Source organism: Methanobacterium spitsbergense (assembly GCF_019931065.1).
GTDB classification, from domain to species: Archaea; Methanobacteriota; Methanobacteria; order Methanobacteriales; family Methanobacteriaceae; genus Methanobacterium_B; species Methanobacterium_B spitsbergense.
Map to the genome: position 1 here is coordinate 415,500 of NZ_JAIOUQ010000003.1, position 26,578 is coordinate 442,077.

Sequence of the window (26,578 nt, forward strand, 5' to 3'; positions counted from 1 at the left end):
TTAATCACCGCCCTTTTCTTTTCCTGTTGGTTTATAGAGAATTTCCCCGGGTGTTTCCTGTTCAATCTTGTATTCACCAACAATTTCTGTTAGTCCTCGTCCAGGTGGTACCATAGGGAGTATCTCTTCAGGGTCAATTATAACATCGATAAGGTATGGTTCTCCGGATCTAATGGCATTTCTAATTGTTACGCTCATTTCTCCAGGGTTTTCCACTCTTTCTGCATTAACACCAAAAGATTCTGCAAGTTTTACAAAGTCAGGACTCTGACCAAGGTGGGTGTGTGACATTCTTTTATTATAAAACAATTTTTGCCACTGTGAAACCATACCAAGACGTCTATTATCTAATACACAGATAACTAATGGTATATCATATTCTTTTATAGTTGCTAGGTCTTGACACACCATTAGAAATCCACCGTCTCCACATACAGCTACAACATCATTATCTGGCATTGCAATTTTCGCACCCATTGCAGCAGGAAATCCGAATCCCATTGTTCCAAGTCCTCCTGATGAAATAAACTTTCTTGGATTTCTTGAAGTGAAATAATGGGCCATCCACATCTGGTTCTGCCCCACATCAGTGGTTACAATTGTATCATCGGAAATGCCTTCATATAACTCTTTTATCACTTGCTGTGGTTTTAATGGAATGTTATCAGCAAATGTTAAACGAGGTATGCAAGTTTTCTTAAAGTTCAATACATGGTTTAACCAAGCACTTTGGTGTTTATTCTCATTTTTACTTTTTGAAATAATCTTTATCAGATTATTGAGTATTATCTTTGCATCTCCAACTATAGGAACATCGACATCAACATTTTTACCTATTTCGGCTGGATCAACATCTATATGGATAATTTTTGCATTTTTAGCAAATTCTGAAATTAAGCCAGTTGTACGATCTGAGAATCTACAACCAATTGCTATGAGGCAATCACATTCATCAACAATAAAATTTGATACTTTCCTTCCATGCATTCCTAACATTCCAAGAGATAACTGATCATCTTCTGGAAATGAACCTTTACCCATAAGTGTTGTCGTTACTGGGGCTTCAACCAATTTTGAAAGTTTTAATAGTTCTTCTGATGAATTTGAAAGTATGATACCCCCACCAGCTAAAATAACAGGCATTTTTGAATTTAATATTAATTCTGCTGCTCTTTTGACTTGTAATGGATGACCTTTTTTAGTTGGTTTGTATCCAGGAAGATCCATATCTTTGGCTTGATCATAATCGAACTCTTCTTCTTGAACATCTTTTGGAAGATCTAAAACCACTGGCCCGTTTCTACCTGTTCCGGCTATATAAAATGCAGATTTTATCATTCCAGGAATTTCTTCAGCTTTCATTGCTTGGAAGTTATGTTTCGTTATTGGCATTGTAATACCAATAGTATCTACTTCCTGAAACGCGTCATTACCAATTAAATGTGATGATACTTGACCTGCAATTGCTACTATTGGGGAAGAATCCATGTACGCTGTAGCAATTCCAGTTATAAGATTGGTTGCACCGGGTCCTGAGGTACCAATACATACACCTACCTTACCTGAAGCTCTTGCAAACCCGTCTGCTGCATGTGCTGCGCATTGTTCATGTCTTACTAGTATATGTTTTAGATCTGAATCGTATAATACATCGTATAACGGAAGTAGAACCCCTCCAGGATACCCGAAAACAACTTCTACTCCTTGATCTATGAGTGATTTGATTATGGCTTCGCCACCCTTCATAAAAACACCTAACTTACTTTTAATCACTTTATTGTCCTTTTTTTAATCTACCTTAATTGAATAAATTCTATTCATTTCAACATTACCATGTTGAAGTATATATTATCTTTTATTAACCATCTATCACTGACTGACCCCCCAGCATACAAAACAAAATAATATAGATTTTTTTAAGTTTAACATTATAATTCATCTTATATATTGGATGAGTCGAATTATCCTTTATAAATCAATAACTCAAATTATTTTGTAAAGATTGATATAGAATTAAATCGATTTAAAGTTATTTTATATAAAAAAATAGAATATTTGGTACTATTGGGTGTATTGGCCATGAAGTAAACTATTTTATATTGGTATTCTCAAGGTGTCAATCATTTTTATAAGTGTAGGGGATTATAGATTTAGGCAAGGAGGAGTAACATGAAGATTCTTGTAGTAGGAACTGGAGCAAGGGAACATGCAATTTGTAACGCGGTGAAAGACGCCGAATTATATTCTATCATGAGCAATAGAAACCCGGGAATATCTCGGATATCAAAATTCCAAATTTCAAGTGAGAAAGATTTGATTGGAGTTAAGAAATATGCTTTGGATAATAAAATTGACATAGCAATAATTGGTCCAGAGGCACCCCTTGAAATGGGAATTGTAGACGAACTTCAGGCAGCAGGAATAGGATGTGTAGGTCCAACTAAAGAAGCTGCAAGGATCGAGACTGATAAGGCATTTATGAGGGATCTATTTGATACTCATAAAATTGGGGGGTCTATTGTTTACAAAGTTTTCGATAGTGTGGAGGATACTGGAGATTTCATTGATGAATTTGGTCAAGACGTAGTAGTAAAGCCTGTTGGACTAACCGGGGGCAAGGGTGTTAAAATTGTTGGAGAACATCTTGAAGATGGTGAAGCTGCTAAGAGATATGTAAAAGAAATAATAGAGAACAAAATCAGCGGTTATGCTCAAGTGGTAATCGAGGAAAGATTAATTGGTGAAGAATTCACTGTACAGGCTTTTGTTGATGGAGACAAAGTCGTACCAATGCCTGCTGCCCAAGATCATCCTCATGCTTATGAAGGTGATCAGGGTCCAATTACTGGAGGAATGGGATCTTATTCTGATAAAGACGGTTTACTTCCATTTCTAGATAGAAAAAATTATCAAGAATCGGTCAAGATAATGCAAGATACAGTTAATGCAATAAAAAAAGAAGTTGGACCGTACAAGGGTATTTTATATGGTCAGTTTATGTTATGTAAAGATGGACCGAAACTTGTGGAATATAATGCAAGATTTGGGGACCCCGAGGCCATGAATGTTCTACCTCTTCTAAAAACAGATTTTGTTGAATTATGTGAGAATATAGTCGATGGAAATTTAAAATCAGCTGATTTTAAAAGAAAAGCGACTGTATGTAAGTATATGGTGCCTCAAGGTTATCCTGAAACAGGAAAAGCTGGGCAGATAATAAATGTAAATGAATCTAAAATAAATCAAGAAGGTGCACTTGTTTATTACGCTGCAGTGAATCAAAAGGATGATAAAATATTTACATCTGCATCAAGGGCACTTGGGCTTGTTGGGATTGGAAATACAATATCAGAAGCAGAAGAAATATGTGAAAATGTTACAAAATATGTTAAAGGTGAGGTTTATCATAGGAGAGATGTTGGAACTGCTAAACTCATTGAAAAGAGAATCAAACACATGAATATGCTCAGATCATAATTTAACTATTAAATTTTGAGGATTAAACAAATAAAACTGGAACTTACAAAAATTCTAATAAAAATTTAACAAATAAGTACATTCTAGAAATTAACAATAAAATATAACTAGTAAAATATTAGGATGGATTGTTTTCACATATTATAAATTAGATTATAGTCATGAAAATAAGAGGAATTGGCACGATAAAATAAGTTTTTAATGGAATTGGTCAAAAATAACCTAGATTTTCAAATTGTACAGTTAAATTTAAGTAATATTGGAATAAGATAATTTAATTCTTACAGAGAACTTCAGTTTTGGAGGATAATTAATGAAACATCTTTTATCGGTCACTGATGCTAAGAAGGATATATTTGAAATACTAGAATTGGCAGGGAATTTTAAAGAGGATCCATATGGTAAAAAACCTTTAAAAAATAAGACCCTTGCAATGATATTTGAAAAAGCATCAACAAGGACCAGGATATCATTTGAAGTGGCAATGTTACACCTTGGAGGTAACCCTCTTTATCTATCGGCTTCGGACATGCAATTAGGTCGTGGAGAGATCATTGAGGACACTGCTAATGTATTATCCAGATATGTAGATGGGGTTATGATAAGAGCCATCAAACACGAAGATGTACTTCTCTTCGCACAAAACTCGAATGTTCCTGTTATTAATGGTTTAACTGATAAAGAACATCCATGTCAGTCATTAACAGACATATTTACTATTTTTGAACATAAAAATAGTTACCAAGTTAAAATGGCATATTTAGGGGATGGAAACAATGTTTGCAATTCACTTTTACTTACATGTGCTCTTGTTGGTATGGATTTGACAGTAATATGCCCTGCTGGATATGAACCAGACCAAGAAATATTTGAAAAAGCGTTAATGTACGCTGAAGAAACAGGTTCAAATATTGAGATAACTAGTAATGTTCCTGATGGAGTTAAAGATGCAGATGTTATTTATACAGATGTTTGGGTTAGTATGGGTGACGAAGCTGAAAAATTGCAACGTTTGATTGATCTGAATGATTATCAAGTTAACATGGAACTTTTGAAACATGCCAAACCTGATGCCATAGTAATGCATTGTCTTCCTGCTATTAGGGGTCAAGAAATTACAGATGAAGTAATGAAAAGTTCCCAATCTGTTATTTGGGATCAGGCAGAAAATAGGATGCATGTAGAAACGGCCATACTTTTCAAACTCTTAAATAAATGAATATATAATAAATTCATTTTTTTCTAATTAATATTCCATCTACATAGATTGTGGAGCTTCAATTCCCATTAGCTTAAGACAATTTTGTATTGTAATTCGAGATTTGTCTACTATTAAAAGTCTTAAATCTTCTTTATCTGATCCAATTACTGGGACTGACTTGTAGAATTTGTTGAATGCACCTGCAAGATCTTGTGAGTATTGTGCAATGTTATGAACTCTATTTATCCTAGCAGACTCTTCTATAACAAATGGAAATTTAGATATAATCTTTATGAGATCAATTTCAAATGGATGTTCAAGATTTAAATCTATAATCTCATCTAATTCCTTTTTCTTGTAGTTAGCTTTCTCTAAAAGTTTGCATGCTCTGGCATGAGAATACTGTATTGATGCACAACCACGTTCAAAACTCAAAGCTTCATCCCATTTGAAAATTATATGTTTTTCAGGTGATAATCTGGCTATGAAATATCTAATTGCGCCTATTCCAACTTGCTCAGCAATTTTCAAGCGTTCAGATTCATCAAGATCACTTCTTCTTTTTTCAATTTCTTTCATGGCCCTTATAACAGCTTCTTCCATTAAATCATCGACACTTATGAAGACTCCCCTTCTAGTTGACATTGATCCTTCTGGAAGAGTAATAAATTCATAAAATATTACTTCAGGTTTTTTAGCACCGAGGAGTTCAAGGGGTATGTTCAACTGATCAATTGCTAACTTATGATCAGAACCAAGCACATCTATTGAAAGATCAGATTTTTTAGATTTTTCAAAATGATATGCAAGATCTCTTGTGGAATAAAGTGAAGTTCCATCTGAACGTATGAGTATTAGTTCTTTCTCAATACCATATTCATTCAAGTCCATATAGACAACTTCATTCTTCTTTGTGTATGGATCAAGAAATTTTAATATTTTTGCAACACTACCATTTTTAATGAACCGGCTCTCCCATATAAACGCATCATGCTCCACATTGAGTCTAGCAGATGTAGAAGATATACCCTTAAGGCACTCTTTAACAACATTTTCAAAGTGTTTTTCAAGTTCATCATCGCCACCCTTTTCATATCGTTTTAGTAAAGCACTTACCTCAACTTTGAGATCAGGATCTGCTCTAAGTTTTTCATTAACTTGGAAGTATAGTTTTCCAATTTCATGATCTGGCTTTCCATTGGGATCCATCTGATAAACATGGTTTAAAATTCCCCAGACAATCATAGCAATTTGTCTTCCCATATCATTTACATAGTACTGTGTTTCTACATCGTATCCTGCTGATTTCAAAACCCGTGCAAGAGAATCTCCAATTATAGAATTTCTTATATGTCCTATGTGTAGTGGCCCATTTGGATTGGCAGATGTATGTTCAAGGATTATTTTCATATTTTTATCTTGAAGTTTTCCATAATCTTCATTAATGGAATTCAAAACAATTTCTGAGAATTTATCATTATCAACAAAGAAGTTGATATATGGTCCTTTAGAATCAACCTTTCTAAAAATATTTGGAGTCTTCAGAACACCAAGGATATCGTTGGTAATGTCCATTGGGGCCCTTTTAAGGTTTTTGGCAAGTTGAAATGAAACTGAACTTGCAACATCTCCTAAATTAGAGTTCGGTGGTTCTTCAATTCGAATGTCTTCTGGAACTTCCCAACCAAGAGTACTGATAGCTTCTTCAAGCGATTTAATTGATTCTAACATTAAAATTCTGTACATAAAATTCACCTAAGATTAGTATAACATGTTAAATAAATCTGTTCTAATAATAAAAAGTTGATTAGGGTTATTTTTCCCCTAATGCAATTTATAAGGATAATTATTATAAACCTCTTATCCAAAGGGTTATATATCCTACTTTTGGGATTACAAATGGAGTATTGCCGAAACTGATTACTTTAGCCATTACTTGGTCATGATAAACAGGCGCAGGATCTTGAACTGGATTGTTATCTCCCTTAGTTGTATAATATGGAGTTCCATTTGAATCAGTTCCTGTTGCTATAATTCTATGTATAACTGGTTCTGGGAACCAAGTGGCCCTGTAGATGACTATATCTCCGATCTTCAGATCGTCTGGATTAATTTCTTGTATACCTAAAAAATCTGTTTTCTCTATTACAACAACGTCTCCTCTATAAAAGACAGGTTCCATACTTCCAGAGACCACGACATTCATATGTTGCGCTAAAATTATTCCTATGATAATTATTGCCACGTAACTTAATATTTCCCGGGTATTAGACATTTTATGCACTCCTATCTTAAAACTGCTCCCTCATCTGCTGATGTGGCTAATTTCATATATCTTGCAAGGCATCCTTTAATATTCCGATCCGGTTTAATAGCTTCTTTAATTCTTTTCTTTATCTCTGCTTCAGTAACATCGAATTCCAAGATTCTATTGGGAATATCTATTTTAATAATATCTCCATTTTTCACAGCTGCTAATGGGCCATCTGCCATTGCTTCAGGGGATACATGGCCAACACAGGGTCCACGCGTCCCTCCTGAGAATCTACCATCTGTAATAAGTGCAACAGACTTTATTTCCATTCCTGATATTGCGGAAGTAGGATTCAACATTTCTCTCATTCCTGGGCCTCCCTTGGGGCCTTCATAACGGATTACAATCACATCTCCTTCGATAATTTCTCCTTTAAAGATGGATTCAACACAATCTTCTTCACTGTTATAAACCTTTGCAGGGCCTTCATGCTTCATCATATCAGGATCAACAGCACCTTGTTTAATTACAGATCCTTTTGGTGCTAAATTCCCCTTTAGAACTGCAATCCCTCCTTCGGGATGTATTGGATTATCGAGAGATTTTATCACGTTTTCATCCAGAACTTTTGCATCTTTGATATTTTCTTTAAGAGAACCACCAGTGCATGTAAGAACTTCCATATCTAGTTTAGTTTCCAAAACCTTTAGAACTCCAGGTATTCCTCCGGCCTTATCTAAATCTAGCATACTATGAACTCCTGCAGGACTTATAGAGGTTATATGAGGGATTTTTTTACTAAATTCATCGAAGAGATTAAGATCAACTGCTATCCCTTTCTCTGAAAGCTCATTAGCTATTGCAGGCACATGTAATGTTGTATTAGAGGAACCTCCAAGTGCCATATCGACAGCCACAGCATTTTCAAAAGCACTTTGAGTCATTATCTTTGAAGGGGTTATATCATTTTTAATTAAATTTAATATCTGTTCTCCAGATTCTCTAGCTATTCTTATCTTTTTCCCTGCAACTGCATGTGTAGTTGCACAATATGGTAAACTCATTCCAATAGCTTCAGTAATGCATGCCATGGTATTTGCTGTAAAAAGACCTGCACAGGAACCTGGTCCAGGACATGCGCATTGTTCGAGTTCAAGTAAATCTTCTTTACTCATTTTACCTGCTGAAACAGCTCCAACTGCTTCATAAACATTTATTAAATCAACAGATTTACCTTTAAACTCTCCGGGAAGCATGGGGCCACCCGTAACAACTATGGAGGGTATGTCTAACCTGGCAGCAGCCATAAGCATGCCTGGGACTATTTTGTCACAAGTAGGAATCAACACAAGCCCATCAAACTGGTGAGCCATGGCTACACTTTCGACTGTATCTGCAACAATTTCCCTCGAAGCTAAAGAATAACGCATACCTTCATGATTCATTGCAATTCCATCACAAATAGCCATAGTATTAAATTCAAATGCCACTCCTCCGGCATTATTTATTCCTGTTTTAACGGCTTCTGCCACTGTATTAAGATGTATATGGCCGGGAACTATGTCTGTGAAACTGTTTGCAACACCTATAAACGGACGATCCATTTCTTCGTCTGTTACTCCACATGCTCTCAAAAGGGATCTGTGAGGTGCTCTTTGAAAACCCTTTTTAATAGTATCACTTCTCATTTCATCACCATGAATAAACTATTTAAAATAAATTTAGAAATTTTTATATTAAATATATTTCAATGTTATTATTTTACTATTATTTACTCAAATATTATATTTATATAGAATTAACAGAGCATTTATAATTATCATTTCCATTTTAATAGTTTATAATATAGAAACTATGTGGAAGTAAATTAATCAAAAACAGGATTTGAAAGTGGAATTATTCAATTCATTGACCTTTATAAAAGGTTGCATTGATTATTTGGATTATTATTGTTTTAAATGAAGTATCTGATTATTTATTTAATTAGAATAATATTCAATATGTCGAAGTATATTATGAATACAATTATTCAATAAGATATTGTTTAATATTAATTCAAATAAATTAATGTTATATTTTTGTCATGAAATAAATCTAGTAGAAATAACATCCAGATAATAACAAATTTTATCGAGAGATAAGGTGGTATAATGAGAATACTTTTAATTCACTCTGATTATTTGAAATATAAAACAAAGTCTAAAACCAGGATAGCAGAAAAAATAGAAGATAACAAAAAAGAAGGCGTTTATGAAAATGCTTTAGTTGTCTTCACAGCAGTAGAAAAGGAAGACGAAGTAGATATGGAAACAGTGGTAGAAAATGCCATTAATGAAATAAATGATGTATTTGGAAAGGTAGGCGCGAAAACTGTGGCCATATATCCATATGCACATTTAAGTTCATCTTTAAGTACTCCAGATGCAGCAAAAAAAATACTTACTAATATGGAAATTGGGCTGGAAAAATTGGGCTTGAATGTCAAGAGGGTTCCATTTGGATGGTACAAATCATTTGAAATATCTTGCAAGGGTCATCCTCTTTCAGAACTTTCAAGAACCATAACTGCTGAAAAAGTAGATAAGGAAGTATCTGATGATGATAAAAAATCTGAATCTGAAAAATCTGTATTCTACATTCTTACAGGAGGTGAAATCATTGATGTTGATGAATTCAACTATGAAGAAAATGATCTTAAAAAACTCGTTGATTACGAACTTGGAAGATTGGAATCATCAGGTGAAGAACCTCCACATGTAAAACTAATGAGAGAAAAGAAATTAGCGGACTATGAGCCTTCTGCTGATATTGGTCATCTGAGATGGTATCCTAAAGGCAGACTTATAAGGGATCTTCTATCTGAGTATGTTTATAATTTAGTTACTGAAAGGGGAGCAATGCCTGTTGAAACTCCCATAATGTACGATCTTTCGGATGATGCAATAAGGGTACATGCTGAAAAGTTTGGGGAGCGCCAGTACCGTATGGGTACCAAAAATAAACAACTCATGCTCAGATATGCATGTTGTTTTGGGGCTTTCAGAGTACTTTCAGATTCGTTCTTAACGTGGAAAAACCTTCCAATTGGTATATACGAACTTTCAACCTACAGTTTCCGTTTAGAGAAAAAGGGAGAAGTTGTTGGTCTTAAAAGACTTCGAGGATTTACAATGCCAGACCTCCATACAGTTTGCGCAGATATAAACCAGTCAATGAAAGAATTTGATGGCCAGATAGCAATGTGCAAACAGACCGGGATTGATCTTGGTGTGAATTACGAGGTTATTATGAGGGCAACAAAGAGCTTTTTAGAAGAAAACAAGGATTGGGTTTATTCTGCTTCAGATAAAATTGGTAAACCTGTGTTACTCGAAATTTTACCAGAGAGAAAACATTATTGGAATGCTAAAATGGACTTTGCAGCTATTGATTATCTTGGAAGGCCTATTGAAAATCCTACAATTCAGATAGACGTGGAAAGTGGGGAAAGATTCGGAATTACTTATATCAATCAAGAAGAAGAAGAAATAAATCCAATTATAATCCACTGCAGTCCTACAGGAAGTATTGAAAGGGTTATATGTAGTTTACTAGAGAAAAGTGCAGTTGATAAAAAGGAAAAACCTCCAATGTTACCAATATGGCTTACACCTACGCAAGTAAGAATAATTCCAATAGCTGAAAGGCATATAGAAAGATCAGAAGAACTAGCTAAGCAGATAAGAGACCAAAACATAAGGGTGGATATTGACGACAGACACGAAACAGTTGGTAAAAAAATTAGAAATGCAGGAGGAGAATGGGCTCCATATGTAATTGTCATAGGAGACAGAGAACTTGAAGGAGGCGCACTGACAGTTAATATCCGTGAAACTAATAAGAAGATCTTAATGGAAATTGATGATCTTGTTAATAAAATTCATGAAGAAACGGTAGGAATGCCATTCAGGAAACTGCCCTTACCTATAAAACTAGCTAATAGAGTTAGTTTTTAATTTTTTTTTAAATGTTCATGTTCAAACAACAAAATAAAATATTATTTGATGGTAAATCTAAGTTTTTTGTATTAATAATTATTATTAATATTAACTTTCATTTCAATATTATTACATAATCTATACATCCACATTCAGGACAAGTACCTTGAGATTCAACGGGTTCTTCTTTTATATTCCTTCTCGTATTGCCTGAACGGAGTCTATTGTAAGATCCCTTTTCAATAGGTTTAGTTTCTCCCTTCAAATCTCTGACGAACCCACATTCTTCACATTTAATACAGATTTTTTCATCGGACATATTGCACCAAAATTAACTATGTATATGTTATTTAATATAATTTTCCAATGAATGGTAATACTTGTCATACTAACTGTCAACATCAATTATTAAATAAACTTGACCAGAAATACTCAGAATCTGAAATTGGATATTTTCTTAATTAATATTGCTAAAATATCAAATTTATAAAAATATTTTTATATTATAAGTTATAAGTTATAATTTAGAACTTATAACAAATAATGGAGGAAGACATTATGGCAGAAATAATAGCAATACTTAATCAAAAGGGTGGTTGTGGTAAAACAACAACTGCTGTGAATCTTGCAGCAGCTCTTGCAATTTATGGTAAGAAGGTTTTAGTTGTAGATATGGATCCACAAGGTAATGCAACAACTGGTTTTGGAATCGAAAAGAATGAAGTCACACGTACTATATATTCTGTTTTAACTGGTGAAAGTACTTTACAAGATGCTGTTCTTGATACAGAAATTCTAGGTCTAGATGTTATTCCAAGTAACATTGCATTAAGTGGTGCAGAGATTGAATTGAGTAAAGAGGTTGGCTATCACACAATACTTGACCTGGCAATGGAAGGAGTTTCTGAAGGCTATGATTATATTTTTATCGATGTACCTCCTTCTTTGGGTATACTAACAATAAATTGCCTTGTTGCAGCAGATAGTGTTATAATACCCATACAGGCAGAATTCTATGCATTGGAGGGTATGGCTGATCTTTTGGAAGCAATTCAACTGGTTGAAACAAGACTGAAAAGCCCATCACCTATAAAAGGTATTCTTCTGACATTATATGATTCTAGGACAAGACTTGGAAGGGATGTCTATAACAACGTCAAAGAGTACTTTGGAGCTACCGAGTACATTTTTAAAACAACAATCCCCAGAAATGTTACATTAGCAGAAGCACCAAGCCATGGTAAACCTTGTATAATCTATGATGATGAATCTAGTGGTTCACATGCATACCTAAATTTAGCAAAAGAAATTATTAGTAGGGATGGTTCGGAGGGCAATAAATGACTGCTAGGAAAAAGGAAAGTGCCCTTGGGAGAGGGTTGGATGCATTAATAAGACCAGAATTTAATGATGTAGATGAGGCTGATAACAAATTAAAGAAAACAGAATTAAATAAGCCTAATTCTAAGAATATAAGAAAGAATAAAAACAAAACTTCAAAATCAACAAAAAAAGATAAAAAAACAACAAATACAACAACTAATCATTCAGAAAAAAAATCTTCTGTTGATGATACATTGGTAAAGAATGTAATATTGGAAGTTCATAAAAATCCTAGAATATCTCTCTGGTCCGCTAAGTCGGCTGCAGTTTTAAGATTATTAAAAAAAACTAAACCTGAGTTCAGTATAAGTAAAGAAGCTTCAGCTCTTATAGAAGAAGCCGTTAAAAATAAATACCCTGATCTTTGGGAAGTATTTGAAGAAAAGGAAATATAATAATTTAGTTATAAGTTATAACTTATAAGTTTCTCAATTATAACTTATAAGTAAAACTATTAACTTTTAGTAAGGATTTATTTCAAAATTAAAGAGTTGATTGGTAAGAACTTTTTAATTTAACAAATGTTTCAGCCCTACCTATACTTACACCCATTTTTTTCAAGTCTTCCATACTTTTAAAAGAAATATTTCGTTTTCTAGATTCGATTATCCTTCTAGCAGATATTTTACCTATTCCTGGAACTCTGAGAAGATCTTTATATGATGCAGAATTAATTTCAACAGGAAACATTTCCATTTTAGAAAGAGCGGCTGAATATTTTGGATCTAAATCCAACTTCATATTACCATCTTCCTCAAACACAAGTTCATCAAGATCAAAACCATAAGATTGGATTAAATGATCAGCTTGATATAATCTTGAAGTTCTTTTAGGATGTGGTTCAGAATGATTTTCTAAAGGTGTGTTTTTCATAGAATTAAAAGGGCTGAAATAACTTCTTTTAATATCTAATTTTTTCTGAAGCCAATTTGCTCGTTTTAATATTTCAGTATCTGTTTCATCAGTGGCCCCTACAATAAACTGCGTGGATTGTCCGGAAGGTGCGAGATTTTCATCCTTTTTCATTAGCCTTTGTATCCATTTCATCCGCCTTAAAATATCGTTATTGAATGTTTTGGTAGTTGATAATTCTTCAAATCCATCAGGAGTAGCTGCTTCTATATTAACACTCACTCTATCTGCAAGGCTCATGGCACGTTTAAGTAAATCATAAGAGGTCCCAGGTAAAATTTTCAAATGGATATATCCATTGTATTCATGTTCCATTCTAAGTTTTCTTGCTACTTCCACCATATTCTCCATAGAAAAATCTGCATCTCTAGGGATACCAGAACTCAAGAATAAACCTTCAACTAATCTGTTGTTGTAGTAATCAAGAAAAGTAGATGTGAGCTCATTAGGGGTAAATTCAACTCTATTAAATTTATGACCACCATGATTAACACAGTATCGGCAATCATTTGAACATTTATTGGTCATAAGAACTTTAAATAGAGGAATACAAACACCATTTCCTGCTGTTGCATTATATATGCCTGGTAACTTTCCTGAAAGAAAATTATCTGGGTTGTAGTTACCATAGTTACAAAGATCATACCTTGCACTATCACCCAAAATTACCATCTTTTTTACCCTATTCATTGATCTCATGATATGATTATGATATTAATTAAAATTTCTTATAATAAATCAAAACATTATAATAAGATCATGGATCACTAATTAGTATGAGAGCCGTTATTGCAGGAACAGGAAGTGCTGTTGGTAAAACAACCATTTCAACGGGAATAATGAGGGCTTTGTCGAATGAATATGATATACAGCCTTTTAAAGCAGGTCCAGATTATATAGATCCTACATATCATGGCCTTGCTACAGGAAACATTTCTAGAAATCTAGATTCATTTTTCATGTCAGAAGATCAAATAAGAGAAGGATTTCAAAGAGCAATGAAGATTTCAAACGCTGATTTTGGAATAGTAGAAGGCGTTAGAGGTCTTTATGAAGGCATAAGTTCTTTAAATGATGTTGGGAGCACAGCTTCGATTGCTAAAGCACTTAATGCTCCGGTAATTCTTATTTTAAACTCAAGAAGTCTTGTAAAAAGTGCAGCAGCAATTGTAATTGGATTTAAAACCCTTGATCCTAGCATTAAAATTGAAGGAGTCATACTTAACTATATTAAAAACAGGAAACATTATCTCAAAACAAAGGAAGCTGTTGAAAAACTTGCAGACACTACAGTTATTGGAGGAATATCTCGTAATGATTCAATAAAGGTAGAAGAACGCCATTTGGGTCTTGTGCCTGCCATAGAACGTCAAAATATTCTCCAATCCATTGAGAAATGGGGAGATGTAATGGCAGATAATATTGATCTTGATGCATTAATATCAATAATGAAGGGATCTGGAAAATTATCTAGTGGAAGAGCACCTTTGTGGGATGAAGGAAACCGAAACAAAGTAAAAATCGGGGTTGCAATGGATGAGGTTTTCACATTTTATTATCGTGAAAATTTAGAAGCACTTGAAGCAAATAATGCAGATATTATTCCATTCAGTCCACTGCATGATGAGGAACTTCCTGATGTTGATGGAATATATATTGGTGGCGGCTATCCTGAAATATTTGCAAATGAACTTGAATCTAATCAATCAATGCGAAAATCTATTTTAAAGTTTCATAATGAAGGAAATCCAATTTATGCTGAATGTGGAGGGCTTATGTACTTGTCCAAGTCAATAAACAATAGAGATATGTGTAATGTTTTTAATTATCCCTCAACAATGACTAAGAATGTTCAGGCATTGAGCTATGTTATATCTGAAGCACAAAGGGATAATATCATTCTCAAAAAAGGAGAATCTTTTAGGGGTCATGAATTCCATTATTCTAAAGTGGATATTGGAAATGCCAAACCTAAATTTGCATTTAAGATAATAAGAGGAAAGGGTATTTTTGGATCTCAGGATGGATTAATGGAAAACAATACTGTTGCAAGTTATGTACATACTCATGTTGCTGCCTGCACACAATTCGGGTTAAACTTCACAACAAATGCATATTTGCATGAATAAATATATTTTTAAAAAAGTTTGGAGGATCAAAATGCGTATCGCAGTTATAGCAGAAATGGCACCTGCAAAGGCATTCATACCCATAATAAAACAGCTTGATGCTGAAATTATTGGTTTGACCCATGGTCATGGAGTTAACGAATTACTTGGTAAATATTGTTCAGAAGTACATTCTATAGGGCAGAGTAGGGGACAAGGAGCAAAAAAGAGATCCAATACAAAGATCGCATCCCTTGTATTAAAAGATATTTTTAGTGTAGTTAATTCCCTCAAAGGGAAAAAAATTGACCTATTGATGACATGCGGTAATGCTGGTGATGTAAGAAAGGGCATATCCGCATCAAAAATACTTAGAATACCAAATTTACATATTGAACAGGATATTTACAATCCCATTGAAATGATAGCATTTTCAAATCTGATTACAGTCCCATCAGAGAGTTATAAAAAATTTGTAGTTGAAAAATATGGATTGAAAAATGTTCATGTAATTGGTGGTTACCCAATGGCGGCATATGTTAGTGAAATGACTATTGAGGATCAAAATTCACTTAAAACCCGTTATGGTGTTGATGATTTTATGGTTCTTGTGTTTGGGGGAGATGTGAAAGGTGAAGATATTCCTAAAATTATCAAACAAGTAGAACTCATTAACAAGGAGGTTATAATAATTCCATTCAGATTCAGTGCAGAATTTGTAAAAAAATTTGTGACATCTCAAAAATTAATGGTTTTAGATGGTTACATCGAGATTCCAAGTCTTATTAAGGCTTCATCAGGACTTATATATGGTGCAGGAATGGGTTTAACAATTGAAGCAGGGGTTTTATCTGTTCCATCAATCAAGATAGCTGGATTTCACAGGGCTCATTCAAGTGTAGATTTAGCACACGAACTTGGAATTAAAGTGACTGAAATTGACAATATTGCTTCTGCATGTGATCACTTAAACAGTCCAAAAGGTGAATGGTTGGTTAAAAATGCGAATAAGGCAATTTCAAATGTTGTAAAAATTATAAATAATTTTGAACATGAAAAAATAAGTGGTAGTGGAGTAAGTAGTTTTAATAAAATTTGGAATGCACGATCAGAATTCAGATAATTGAATAAAACTCAATATTCCTAAAATTATATATTTTTACACTGTTTTAATATGTAATTAGAATCAAAACTTAATATATTATAGGATTATCACTTATTTGTATCTAATATACTTTTTACTAGGTTATCTTTATATCATCCTTTCATACACATATAAAAGCTTAGCCATAAAAATTAAATCAAAAAATACTTATTTGATCATTTGAATAGCAACTTTGGTGATAAAATGGTTGTAAAAATAGGAATCATTAAATGCGGTAATATAGGTACCTCTCCAGTAATTGACTTATTACTAGATGAGAGGGCTGATAGACCCAACATAGATACTTGTGTAATAGGCTCTGGGGCTAAGATGAACCCAGAAGAAATCGAAAAAGCTGTACCGTTAATGTTAGAAATGGACAGAGACTTCGTTGTATTTATAAGCCCAAACCCAGGTGCACCAGGCCCTGCTAAAGCAAGAGAATTATTATCTGCTGCAGACGTTCCTGCAATCATTATTGGTGATGCTCCAGGATTAAGATCCAAAGACGAAATGGATGAACAAGGATTAGGTTACATCATCGTTAAAGCAGACCCAATGATTGGAGCAAGGAGAGAATTCCTTGACCCAACTGAAATGGCATCATTCAACTCCGATGTGATAAAAGTATTAGCATTAACCGGAGCATACAGAGTAGTCCAGAATACAATAGACGATGCAGTAAATGCTGTTGAAGCTGGAGAAACTCTAGAACTTCCAAAAGTTGTTATATCCCGGGATAAAGCTGTTGAAGCTGCACAGTTTGCAAGCCCATACGCAAAAGCAAAAGCAATGGCTGCATACGAAATTGCAACCAAAGTAGCTGACATAGATGTAGAAGCTTGTTTCATGACCAAAGCTGCTGAAAAGTACATACCTCTCGTAGCTTCAGCACACGAAATGATAGGTGTAGCTGCTAAATTAGCTTCAGAAGCAAGGGATATTGAAAAGGCTAACAACACAGTTGTAAGGACACCTCACGGTGGAAAAGGCCAGACATTGTCCAAATCTGTTTTAATGGAAAAACCAGAATAATTTAAAACCAACGACCTCCGGGTCGTTAATTTTTTGTTTTTTTTAATTAAGTATTTTTTTTTGATAGGAGTAAATATTTTTTTTCAGGTGTTATTTATGATAGAGAATCTGATCGAAAGATTTTATGAATCAGCAAGTATGAATAGATGGAATGATCATATCCGGCCTGTTGAATTAACTGAATTAGATAAACAAGCCCATAAGATGGTTATAGCATATGTCATAGCCAACTTTGAAGAGAAGGATAGAAATGCTGAAATAAACTGGCAGAATCTTATAGAGGGAGGAATATTCGAATTTTTGCATAGAACAATATTAACTGATATTAAACCACCCGTTTTTCATAAAATGATGGAAGAAAAAGGCGAATCCCTCAATAAACATGTTCTTAAATTGTTAGAAAGTGATATGAATGGATTAAGCCGAGAATTCAAAGAAAATTTCGAAAGATATTTATTTGATTCTAAATATGCACAATTAGAAAAGAAGATTCTTAAAGCAGCACATTATATGGCTACAAACTGGGAATTCAGGATCATTTATCATACATCTCCATTTATTTATGGTATAGAAGAAACCAAAGAGGCTATCGAGAATCAAATTGAAGATCACTTTGATTTAATTGGAGTTCAAAAGCTTTCATTAGAGAAAAAGTCTTTTGGATTTATAGACCTTTGTGGACAGCTACGTTTTCAGGAAAGATGGGCACATTCACCTCGACTTCCGAAAACCTCTGTTTTAGGACATATGTATATAGTTGCAATAACATCTTATCTTTTCTCGCTTGAGAATAATTCTTGCAAAAAACGACTTTATAACAATTTTTTTACTGGACTATTCCATGATCTACCTGAAGTACTTACAAAAGATATTATTTCACCTGTAAAGGGGTATGTCGAAGGTTTAGAAGATATTATCAAGGAATATGAAGAAAATCAAATGAAACCCCGTCTTCTACCACTTTTACCGGTTTCTTGGAGGGAAGAAATGAGATACTTCACACAAGATGAATTTGAAAATAAGATTAAAATAAACGATAATATCCATAAAGGAATTAAATTCAAAGAATTAAATGGTAAATACAATAAAAATAAATTCCACCCCCTTGATGGGAAACTCATTAAGGCATGTGATAAATTAGCAGCATTTATAGAAGCAGATTTTTCAATTAAACATGGAATAACATCAAAACATCTCGAAGAAGGAAGAAAAAATATATATGAAGATTTTAAAACAAAAAAAGTATCAGGAATAGATTTTGGTAGAATATTTAATTACTTTAAAGAAAAATCATTCAAAATCAAAGATTTTTAATAAGTTCAGTAATTTAAAGTGTTTTTCATCCATACTACTCTTCTATTCTTGTTTTTGAGACTTTCTGTGTTAACGGAAAGGAAATTTTCCACAACTTCCAGTTTGCCTAATATTTTGGCGATTTTACGTGTAGACCGCGGATTAGAATGTGTAGGAATGATTAATTGTGGTTTTATCTCTTCTATCAATGTATATCCTTTATCTGAATTAAACATTCCTGAAAAAGGGTTTGAAAATTGCATCAATGCAATATCGATCTTTCCAAGGGATTCTATTTGTTTTATTGTCATATGATCTTGGCCTATATCTCCCATATGTGCAATTTTAAGCCCATCAACCTCTAAAACATAGATAACATTATTGGGATTGTTATAATTAATTTTATTTCCCCGATGTGATGAAGGAATGCTGTAAATATGAATATCTTTAACATCAAATCTTTCAACGGTTCCAATTGATTTTTTACATTTTATTGTTTCAATAAATTTTGGATCTATATGGTCTGAATGTGAATGAGTAATGACCACAGCATCGGGATTTAGATCCAGCTCTTCTTGGGTAGGCATTGAAGTAGGATCAGCAACAATAACAGTTCCTGTAGAAGAAATTATAATAAATGAGTTAGTGGGTGTTGAACTAGACTTACTCACTGTTTGAATAATAGTCTTTCCATTTTCATTTTTTAAAATGGGAACTTTTTTTGTCATTTTACATTCCTGAAATATTTTATCAAACAAGAAGTTTAATTAATTTATATAACTAAATCATAATTTTTTAATTAATAAACTTCATTGAGAAAATATTAAATATTTCACTACATTTTCCATTATCAATATCTTTTGTCCACAATTTCATCTGTCCAACAAATTGCATTCCTTGAGCATCTAAGTATTCACGCATTTGAATAGTGGCTTTTTGTGATTTATTCCCTTCTGAAGTCACAAAGACTGCAAATTGTTTATCCTTTACATTTTTAAGTTCATATAAATATTGATTGATTGCTGCTGGAGTTCTTCCTGCCCAAACAGGGCAACACAAAATAAGACCATCATAGTTCATCAGATCAGTAGTGCAATTTTTTATAGGGACTTTATTTGCTCGAAATGAGTCCCAAATTTTAAAAAGATACCATTTATCATTTTCAGTTTTTATTTCCGTTAAATCTGCATTTATTTTCTTTTGCAGTTTTTTTGCAACTTTAAGGGTGTGTCCTGAATATGAATAACATGCAATCAATGTTTTCAATAATATACCTCCATAAATTCATATCAATTATAAAATTCCCTTTGTGCTTGGAATAGAATCATGTTCTATCATCGATGCTTCTTTGAGTGCTTGAGCAAATGACTTAAAAAGGGCTTCTATTTTGTGGTGGTCGTTTTCTCCTTCTACTTTAGCATTAATGTTTATTTTTGCAGAATTTGCAAATGATGCAAAGAAGTGTCCAATGTTTTCTGTACTTAAATCTCCCACCTTCGCTTTTTTAAATTTAAAATTCAACACAGAATAATTTCTTCCACTAATATCTAATGCAACGGTTGCTAAAGCATCATCCATTGGTACTATTGCATGTGCCATCCGTTTAATCCCTTTTTTGTCCCCAATCGCTTTATTAAATACTTCTCCAAGTAATATACCCACATCTTCCACTGTGTGATGATCATCGACACCAATATCTCCTTTTGCTTCCACTTCTAAATCAAAACGGCCATGCTTTGCAAATGAGTCTAGCATGTGATCGAAGAATTCTATACCCGTTTCAACATTAAATTTTCCTTCACCATCTAGATCTAATAATATTTTAATGTCTGTTTCAGAAGTTTTTCTAATCATTTTTTGTTTTCTCATTTCCCTCATCTCTAATAACCTGTATAGCTTGTTCTGGACATTTTCCTGCACATATTGTACATAAATGGCAGTATTCTAAATTCGTGGCCATAGCTTTCTCATTTATATCCCAAATTTTTGCTCCTTTGGGGCAAGCTTCTTTACATATTCCACAACCAGTGCACTTATCTTTGTCAACTACGATCTTCATTTTTATTACCTTATAACTTATAACTTTTAACTTATAACAAGTATTTTTTAATATTGGAAAATTTGATTTAAAACCATTTTTTAAACATTCTGATGATAAATACTCTTATCCAATTATAAGTTATAACTTTTAAGTTCCAAGTTATAACACATTACATTTGATGATCATAATTATATCAATTTTATTCTTTCATTTCAAATTTATCTATAAAGTAAGAGAATCTCTTTATAGTTTTTCGAAGACTTTTAAAACCCTGATCATCTTTTTTCACACCTTCTAACGTATCCTGTGACCAGAAGTTAGCTCCCATATTTGCCCCATACGCCCCACCACTGATAGGAATAGCACCTGTTAATATGTAAAATGTTAATATTTGCTGCATTGCAAGTTCTTGACCACCAATACGATCTCCACCAACAGAAATGCCCATTCCTACTTTAAAACGCATGAAATCAAAGTTAACTGCACCTAATGCTCTGCATCGATCCATCACTGCTTTTAATTGTGCACTTAATCCTCCGTTGTAAATTGGTGTAGCCATTATAATGCCTTTGGCCTCTATGATCAAGGGATAAAGGTCCTGCATATCATCTTTAACAATACATTCTTTTTTTCTCATGCAATAATCGCAATGTCTGCAAGGGTTAATGGTTTTTCCTCTCAAACCAAAAAATTCAGTTTCAAAACCTTTTTCTTCCAGCATTTTTAATGATTCTTTTAAAACATATTCTGTTGCCTGTTTTCTAGGACTACCACATATTCCCAATATCATTTTAATTGACACCTTCCATGAATGGGTAATGTTAAGTTGAAGAATTAATCTATAATTAATATTGGACATTTAAATAATAAAATTTATGTTTATTAAGGAATAATCAAAAAAAAAGCCATAAAAAGTTAAAAGTCAAAAAAAATTAGAAAATGAGGGAATAATAAAAACCCCCCATATTTATTCTTAGATTGATTCGTCTTCATCCATTGCTAAACGCATGGTATCAGGATCCTGTGGCATGCGGTCTAAAAAGTCTTGAGCTGAACGGCGCACATCCCTTGAACCAATAATATATCGACCAACAACAATTATGTCTGCTTTGCTATCGAGGGCCTTATCAACACGATCTGGAGTTACACCACCTGCAACTGCAACCAGTTTTCCTTTACCAAGTAACTCTTTGATCTGGTTAATATTTCCCCATTCAGTGACTTCTGCTAGTTTTTCTCCTCTTTCAGATTGCATTGTTTCAAGATCAACATTTCTGTGGAGTAGTACAATATCTGGTTTATATTCGAGTCCTTCGAGTTTTGCAACGATATTGTCAACATTCATCATGTCAAGAATAGAATATATTCCTTGTTTCTGAGCTTCGTGAATAGCTTTTTCTATTGATTCAATTGTTCCAAGTCCAGAAATTGCTATGGCATCTGCAGTTTCATCTGCAGCCATTTTAACTTCAATTCTACCCACATCGAGTGTTTTAAGATCTGCAATGATAAATGCATCATTTTTAAGCTCTCTGATCTTTCCAATGATTCCAACGCCGAATTTCTTGACAAGTGGTGTTCCAGCCTCAATGAGTATTCTTTCTCTGTTTGGAAGTGTATTTATTATGCGTTCCATCTCTTCCATGTTATCTAAGTCAAGTGCAACTTGTAAATATGGGGGGCTCCACAATCTTGTTACTTTGAATCCCATTACAGGATGTGTTCCACGGTCTTTTTCTGCTAAAACCTTTTTAACAGACGGATAACCTTCCATTGCTCTTTGTATTGCGAGTTTGGTTGCACCGTAATTGTACTGGTAGATTTTACGGTAATTTTCAGCACCAGGATGTATAAACACCCCTGCAATAATAACAAGATCTTCAACATCTTCTTTTGGAATTAATCCTTCAGCAACAGCATCTGCTACAGCGCGACCTACTGCTGTTTGAGCAGGTCCAAATATTTTGTCAGCATCCTCTAAATCTCTTACAGTTACTTTTGGTACTATTAGTGTTGCGGGTTTGGTCAACAAATTTGGTCTTATTACAGATAAAAGTGGTGTGTGTCCTATTGACATATCGGCCATATTATTTACGAATGCAGCCCCGACAGGACCATTTTTATCTCCAATTATTAAATCAACGTGAGCGATTTCATTGCCATTTCCTATTAAGGCTTCACCTATTTGATACATAATTATTATCCTCCATTATTAGTCTAATTAATCTTATGGATCAGATCATATAAATAAATATTTCAAATATTTTTTAAAATACTTAGAATTTTATTTTATGATGATTGATGATTTATTTTTTACATGATTGAGTTATATTTGTTTAATGAATCTTAAATAAACAATAAAAAAAGTAATGAGGCTTACCAACCCAATTAAAAACTTATTCATATTAAATAAAAAAAAATATAGGATGTGGAAAGACTATTGTGTTAAATGTCCTTCTATGAAATCGTCATATCCTTGAAGATCGAGTAATCCATGACCTGAGAATGATATTAAAATATTTTTCTCTTCTCCTGTCTTTTTACACTTCAAAGCTTCATCTATTCCTACTTTTATAGCATGACATGTTTCTGGAGCAGGTATAACTCCTTCAGTATTTGCAAATATTTTGCCTGTTTTAAATATTTCTGTCTGATTTACTGTTCTTCCCTCTATAAGACCTTGATTAACCAATAAAGCAACCAACGGTGCCATTCCATGATATCGTAAACCGCCTGCATGAACTGATGGAGGTACAAAGTCATGTCCAAGGGTGTACATTTTCATTAGTGGAGTTAAACCAGCTGTGTCTCCATAATCATATCTGTATTCTCCTTGTGTTAGTGTTGGGCATGATGAAGGTTCTGCAGCTAGGAACTCACAGTCTAGGTCTCCTGAAATTTTATCTTTCATGAAGGGGAATGCTGCTCCACCAAAGTTACTTCCTCCTCCCACGCATCCCACTAATACATCGGGGGTTTCATCTATAAGTTCGAATTGTTTCTTGGCCTCTAGACCAATTACTGTTTGATGGAGAAGTACATGGTTTAAAACACTTCCGAGGGTATAAAATACTTTTTCATCAGTTAATGCATCTTCAATAGCTTCAGATATTGCGATTCCAAGGGATCCTGGATGATTTGGGTCTTCTTTAAGTATTTTCCTACCGAAATCTGTTCTATCACTTGGTGATGGTATAACTTCTCCGTTGTAAAGATGCATTACTGTTTTACGATATGGTTTTTGTTTGAATGAAACATTTACCATATAAACTGTACATTCGAGCCCTAAAAGTGAACATGCGAGAGATAATGCAGATCCCCATTGTCCGGCTCCTGTTTCGGTTGTTAATCTTTCAGCACCAGCTTTTTTAGCATAATATGCCTGGGCAATCGCTGTGTTTAATTTGTGGCTGCCAACAGGAGACATATCTTCACGTTTGTAGTATATCTTTGCGGGTGTATCTAAATACTTTTCAAGTCCCGTTGCTCTAAAAAGCGGAGTAGGCCGTCCTACCTGCTTGTATACGTTTCTAATTTCTTTTGGGATATCTATCCATCTTTCCTGTGACATTTCTTGCTCAAGAACATACTTGGAAAATATTTTTGGTAAATTTTCAAGTTGTTGTCCCTCTTTAGTTTGTGAGGATGCAGGGAGTTCCACAGGTAGATCTGCAACTATATTATACCATTTTTTTGGAGTGTCCTTTTCTGGAAGTGTTATTTTATACATTCAATCACCTATCCATGATATTTAATCATTCAAATTATGGTTTTAACCAATTATTATTCTTAAACTACCTAATGTACCTTAAGTTTAAGTTGTACTAAATCTATTTTTAATGTATTATTTAAATCTTTGTTGTCCACATATGTACATTATCAATTCTAGAGAATTTAATAGGATAAACAACAAATATATTTATATGAATATACTAGCTGTTGATGTTGGAGTTGGAACACAGGATATAATGTTTTATGATACAGATTATCCAATAGAAAATTCTATAAAAATGGTTATGCCCTCACCAACCAAGATACTTGCAAAAAGGATTCGAAAACACCACAATGATATTTTAATTAATGGTAATACCATGGGTGGAGGTCCTGTTAATAAAGCTATAGAAAATCATATTAAAAGAGGATACAAAGTTCTTATGACTGAAAATGCTGCGCGGACGGTTCGAGATGATTTAAAACGTGTAAAGTCATTAGGTATAGAAATTGTATCTGAAAGAGAACATCATCCGGAACTTGGAAGGGTGGAACTCAAAGATATAGATTTAGATTCAATAAAAGAGTCATTATCCAAATTTGAAGTAAAATTGGATTTTGATTGCATTGGTATTGCAATCCAAGATCATGGATATCTGGAAGGAGTAGGAGATCGGAACTTTCGATTCATGAAAATAAAAGAAAAACTTAATGTTCCAAGGTATCCTGAAGAATTTGCTTATTATGATATGGTTCCAGAATATTTCACCAGAATGAATGGTGTTTTAAACACTTTAAAGGGTTATAAACCAATTATTATGGATTCAAAGTTTGCATCAATATGCGGTGCTACGTGTGATCCTATTGTTAAAGAGTTAAATAGTTATATTGCTATTGATATAGGGAATGGACATACCCTTGCTGCTGCATTTGATAATGGAAAAATAATTGGTGTTTTTGAGCACCATACAAAATCACTAGATCCTGAAAAAATCAAATATCTCATTGAAAAACTTATTGATGGAACAATAACTCATAATGAAGTTCATGATGATGGTGGTCATGGTGCCTGGACTACTGCTCCAATGGATAATATTGAATGCGTAGTTGCAACAGGACCAATGAGAGGAATACTGCAGAAAACTGGCATGAAAGTTCATTATGCGGCTCCTGCAGGGGATGTAATGATGGCTGGTCCAGTAGGACTTATTAAAGCAATAATGTCAAGACATACAGATTAATACAAATAAATACTATTGCATTTAATTTAAACATTTATTTCAATAAATCAAAGGATGAATCATGATACTCGATCCACACATACACAGTACCTACTCCAGTGATTCTACTGCATCCCCGAGGGATATAGTTAAAAAAGCAAGATCTATAGGTTTGGACGCGATAGCAGTAGCAGATCACAACACGATTAAAGGGTCATTTGCTACAATTGAAGAGGCAAGAAACTATAAAGACTTTGTTGTTGTGCCTGCAATGGAAATAAGCTCAAATAAAGGGCATATTGTGGCATTGGGAATAAAAGAAGATGTTCAACAGGGATTATCTCCAGAAGAAACTGTTGAAACAATTAGAGAACTAGGTGGAATAGCAATAGCCGCACATCCATTTGTTAGTTACAGGGAAGGATTATGTGACAATGTCAAAGAACTGGATATAGATGCCATAGAAACACTTAATTCTAGATATGTTTTCGGATATTCTAATTGGCGTGCAAAAAATCTAGCAGAAAAAAGAAATCTCCCTGAAATAGGATCCAGTGATGCTCACTTTTTAGGGGCTATAGGAAGTTGCGTTACAGAGTTAGATGCTAATTTTACCTATGAAAGTATAATTGAAGTGATTCTATCTGGAAAAACTAATGTATTTGGTGATAGAACCCCATTACCACTTATTTTGAAAGAAGTTATTAACAAAAAAATCAAGAGAATTGGTTAAAAGTATTCAGAAAATCAGAAAAGCCATAACTTAATGGAATTATCAAATTTTTTTTAGAATAAAGAACCATAATTTTAAATCGTTTAGTT

Annotated in this window: 24 protein-coding genes; 11 read left to right on the top strand and 13 right to left on the bottom strand. The window is 33.6% G+C overall.

Features of this window, described 5'->3' with window-relative positions; all coding sequences use genetic code 11:
• The gene (locus K8N75_RS03340) at nt 1-1,746 is read right to left on the bottom strand and encodes an acetolactate synthase large subunit (RefSeq protein ID WP_223790701.1); all 1,746 of its coding nucleotides are present in this window, start codon (nt 1,744-1,746) and stop codon (nt 1-3) included.
• Nucleotides 1,747-2,169: 423 nt separating this feature from the next.
• Here K8N75_RS03340 and purD point away from each other — a divergent pair, with 423 nt between their 5' ends.
• Nucleotides 2,170-3,477 carry a phosphoribosylamine--glycine ligase gene (purD, locus tag K8N75_RS03345; protein ID WP_223790702.1) on the top strand — a complete coding sequence of 436 codons (1,308 nt, stop codon included), beginning with the start codon at nt 2,170-2,172 and terminating at the stop codon, nt 3,475-3,477.
• Nucleotides 3,478-3,790: 313 nt separating this feature from the next.
• On the top strand, nt 3,791-4,696 hold the full coding sequence (gene argF / locus K8N75_RS03350) for an ornithine carbamoyltransferase (protein WP_223790703.1): 906 nt from the start codon (nt 3,791-3,793) through the stop codon (nt 4,694-4,696).
• Nucleotides 4,697-4,735: 39 nt separating this feature from the next.
• Here the strand turns inward: argF and argS are convergent, their stop codons facing one another.
• From argS to ilvD, 3 genes are all read right to left on the bottom strand, one after another.
• Nucleotides 4,736-6,424, bottom strand: coding sequence for an arginine--tRNA ligase (gene argS / locus K8N75_RS03355; protein WP_223790704.1), 1,689 nt, complete (start codon nt 6,422-6,424; stop codon nt 4,736-4,738).
• A gap of 103 nt (nt 6,425-6,527) precedes the next feature.
• A complete protein-coding gene (locus K8N75_RS03360) occupies nt 6,528-6,953 on the bottom strand; it encodes a signal peptidase I (RefSeq protein ID WP_223790705.1) in 426 nt (141 codons plus the stop codon).
• A gap of 11 nt (nt 6,954-6,964) precedes the next feature.
• Complete coding sequence (gene ilvD / locus K8N75_RS03365; RefSeq protein ID WP_223790706.1) at nt 6,965-8,620, bottom strand: dihydroxy-acid dehydratase; 1,656 nt, start codon at nt 8,618-8,620, stop codon at nt 6,965-6,967.
• 462 nt (nt 8,621-9,082) lie between these two features.
• Here ilvD and K8N75_RS03370 point away from each other — a divergent pair, with 462 nt between their 5' ends.
• Nucleotides 9,083-10,927: a threonine--tRNA ligase gene (locus K8N75_RS03370; RefSeq protein ID WP_223790707.1), complete on the top strand. Its 1,845-nt coding sequence runs from the start codon at nt 9,083-9,085 to the stop codon at nt 10,925-10,927.
• A 97-nt stretch (nt 10,928-11,024) separates the two neighbouring features.
• Here K8N75_RS03370 and K8N75_RS03375 read toward each other — a convergent pair whose 3' ends face one another.
• Complete coding sequence (locus K8N75_RS03375) at nt 11,025-11,228, bottom strand: hypothetical protein (protein WP_048192081.1); 204 nt, start codon at nt 11,226-11,228, stop codon at nt 11,025-11,027.
• Between the two features lie 239 nt (nt 11,229-11,467).
• Here K8N75_RS03375 and K8N75_RS03380 point away from each other — a divergent pair, with 239 nt between their 5' ends.
• Together K8N75_RS03380 and K8N75_RS03385 are read left to right on the top strand one after the other, a co-directional pair.
• Nucleotides 11,468-12,253 carry a ParA family protein gene (locus K8N75_RS03380; RefSeq protein ID WP_223790708.1) on the top strand — a complete coding sequence of 262 codons (786 nt, stop codon included), beginning with the start codon at nt 11,468-11,470 and terminating at the stop codon, nt 12,251-12,253.
• Entirely contained in the window at nt 12,250-12,687 is a 438-nt protein-coding gene (locus K8N75_RS03385; protein WP_223790709.1) for an AAA family ATPase, read from the top strand. Before K8N75_RS03380 ends, K8N75_RS03385 begins: the two co-directional genes overlap by 4 nt.
• Nucleotides 12,688-12,775: 88 nt before the next feature.
• Here the strand turns inward: K8N75_RS03385 and K8N75_RS03390 are convergent, their stop codons facing one another.
• Nucleotides 12,776-13,876 carry a helix-hairpin-helix domain-containing protein gene (locus K8N75_RS03390; protein ID WP_338038020.1) on the bottom strand — a complete coding sequence of 367 codons (1,101 nt, stop codon included), beginning with the start codon at nt 13,874-13,876 and terminating at the stop codon, nt 12,776-12,778.
• A 104-nt stretch (nt 13,877-13,980) separates the two neighbouring features.
• Here K8N75_RS03390 and cfbB point away from each other — a divergent pair, with 104 nt between their 5' ends.
• The 4 genes from cfbB to K8N75_RS03410 all read left to right on the top strand — a co-directional run bounded on the left by cfbB (nt 13,981) and on the right by K8N75_RS03410 (nt 18,805).
• Nucleotides 13,981-15,333: a Ni-sirohydrochlorin a,c-diamide synthase gene (gene cfbB, locus K8N75_RS03395; RefSeq protein ID WP_223790711.1), complete on the top strand. Its 1,353-nt coding sequence runs from the start codon at nt 13,981-13,983 to the stop codon at nt 15,331-15,333.
• A 31-nt stretch (nt 15,334-15,364) separates the two neighbouring features.
• The gene (locus K8N75_RS03400) at nt 15,365-16,435 is read left to right on the top strand and encodes a hypothetical protein (protein ID WP_223790712.1); all 1,071 of its coding nucleotides are present in this window, start codon (nt 15,365-15,367) and stop codon (nt 16,433-16,435) included.
• Nucleotides 16,436-16,660: 225 nt separating this feature from the next.
• Nucleotides 16,661-17,491, top strand: coding sequence for a F420-dependent methylenetetrahydromethanopterin dehydrogenase (locus tag K8N75_RS03405; protein WP_223790713.1), 831 nt, complete (start codon nt 16,661-16,663; stop codon nt 17,489-17,491).
• Nucleotides 17,492-17,587: 96 nt separating this feature from the next.
• The gene (locus K8N75_RS03410) at nt 17,588-18,805 is read left to right on the top strand and encodes an HD domain-containing protein (RefSeq protein WP_223790714.1); all 1,218 of its coding nucleotides are present in this window, start codon (nt 17,588-17,590) and stop codon (nt 18,803-18,805) included.
• A gap of 5 nt (nt 18,806-18,810) precedes the next feature.
• Here K8N75_RS03410 and K8N75_RS03415 read toward each other — a convergent pair whose 3' ends face one another.
• The 7 genes from K8N75_RS03415 to K8N75_RS03445 all read right to left on the bottom strand — a co-directional run bounded on the left by K8N75_RS03415 (nt 18,811) and on the right by K8N75_RS03445 (nt 24,555).
• Complete coding sequence (locus K8N75_RS03415; protein ID WP_223790715.1) at nt 18,811-19,512, bottom strand: MBL fold metallo-hydrolase; 702 nt, start codon at nt 19,510-19,512, stop codon at nt 18,811-18,813.
• 67 nt (nt 19,513-19,579) lie between these two features.
• Nucleotides 19,580-20,050 (bottom strand): flavodoxin family protein, encoded by a 471-nt coding sequence (locus K8N75_RS03420; RefSeq protein WP_223790716.1) that lies wholly within the window; start codon nt 20,048-20,050, stop codon nt 19,580-19,582.
• Between the two features lie 27 nt (nt 20,051-20,077).
• Nucleotides 20,078-20,653 (bottom strand): imidazoleglycerol-phosphate dehydratase HisB, encoded by a 576-nt coding sequence (gene hisB / locus K8N75_RS03425; RefSeq protein WP_223790717.1) that lies wholly within the window; start codon nt 20,651-20,653, stop codon nt 20,078-20,080.
• Nucleotides 20,631-20,843, bottom strand: a complete 213-nt coding sequence (locus K8N75_RS03430; RefSeq protein ID WP_223790718.1) for a 4Fe-4S binding protein — start codon at nt 20,841-20,843, stop codon at nt 20,631-20,633. Before K8N75_RS03430 ends, hisB begins: the two co-directional genes overlap by 23 nt.
• Nucleotides 20,844-21,024: 181 nt before the next feature.
• The gene (locus K8N75_RS03435) at nt 21,025-21,615 is read right to left on the bottom strand and encodes a flavodoxin family protein (protein WP_223790719.1); all 591 of its coding nucleotides are present in this window, start codon (nt 21,613-21,615) and stop codon (nt 21,025-21,027) included.
• A gap of 183 nt (nt 21,616-21,798) precedes the next feature.
• Nucleotides 21,799-23,019: a bifunctional 5,6,7,8-tetrahydromethanopterin hydro-lyase/3-hexulose-6-phosphate synthase gene (locus K8N75_RS03440; RefSeq protein WP_223790720.1), complete on the bottom strand. Its 1,221-nt coding sequence runs from the start codon at nt 23,017-23,019 to the stop codon at nt 21,799-21,801.
• A 243-nt stretch (nt 23,020-23,262) separates the two neighbouring features.
• Nucleotides 23,263-24,555 carry a TrpB-like pyridoxal phosphate-dependent enzyme gene (locus K8N75_RS03445; RefSeq protein WP_223790721.1) on the bottom strand — a complete coding sequence of 431 codons (1,293 nt, stop codon included), beginning with the start codon at nt 24,553-24,555 and terminating at the stop codon, nt 23,263-23,265.
• Between the two features lie 139 nt (nt 24,556-24,694).
• On the opposite strand from K8N75_RS03445, the gene K8N75_RS03450 reads away from it, so the two are divergent.
• Nucleotides 24,695-25,777 (top strand): DUF1786 domain-containing protein, encoded by a 1,083-nt coding sequence (locus K8N75_RS03450; RefSeq protein ID WP_223790722.1) that lies wholly within the window; start codon nt 24,695-24,697, stop codon nt 25,775-25,777.
• A gap of 61 nt (nt 25,778-25,838) precedes the next feature.
• Entirely contained in the window at nt 25,839-26,489 is a 651-nt protein-coding gene (locus K8N75_RS03455) for a PHP domain-containing protein (RefSeq protein WP_223790723.1), read from the top strand.
• Nucleotides 26,490-26,578: the final 89 nt, after the last annotated feature.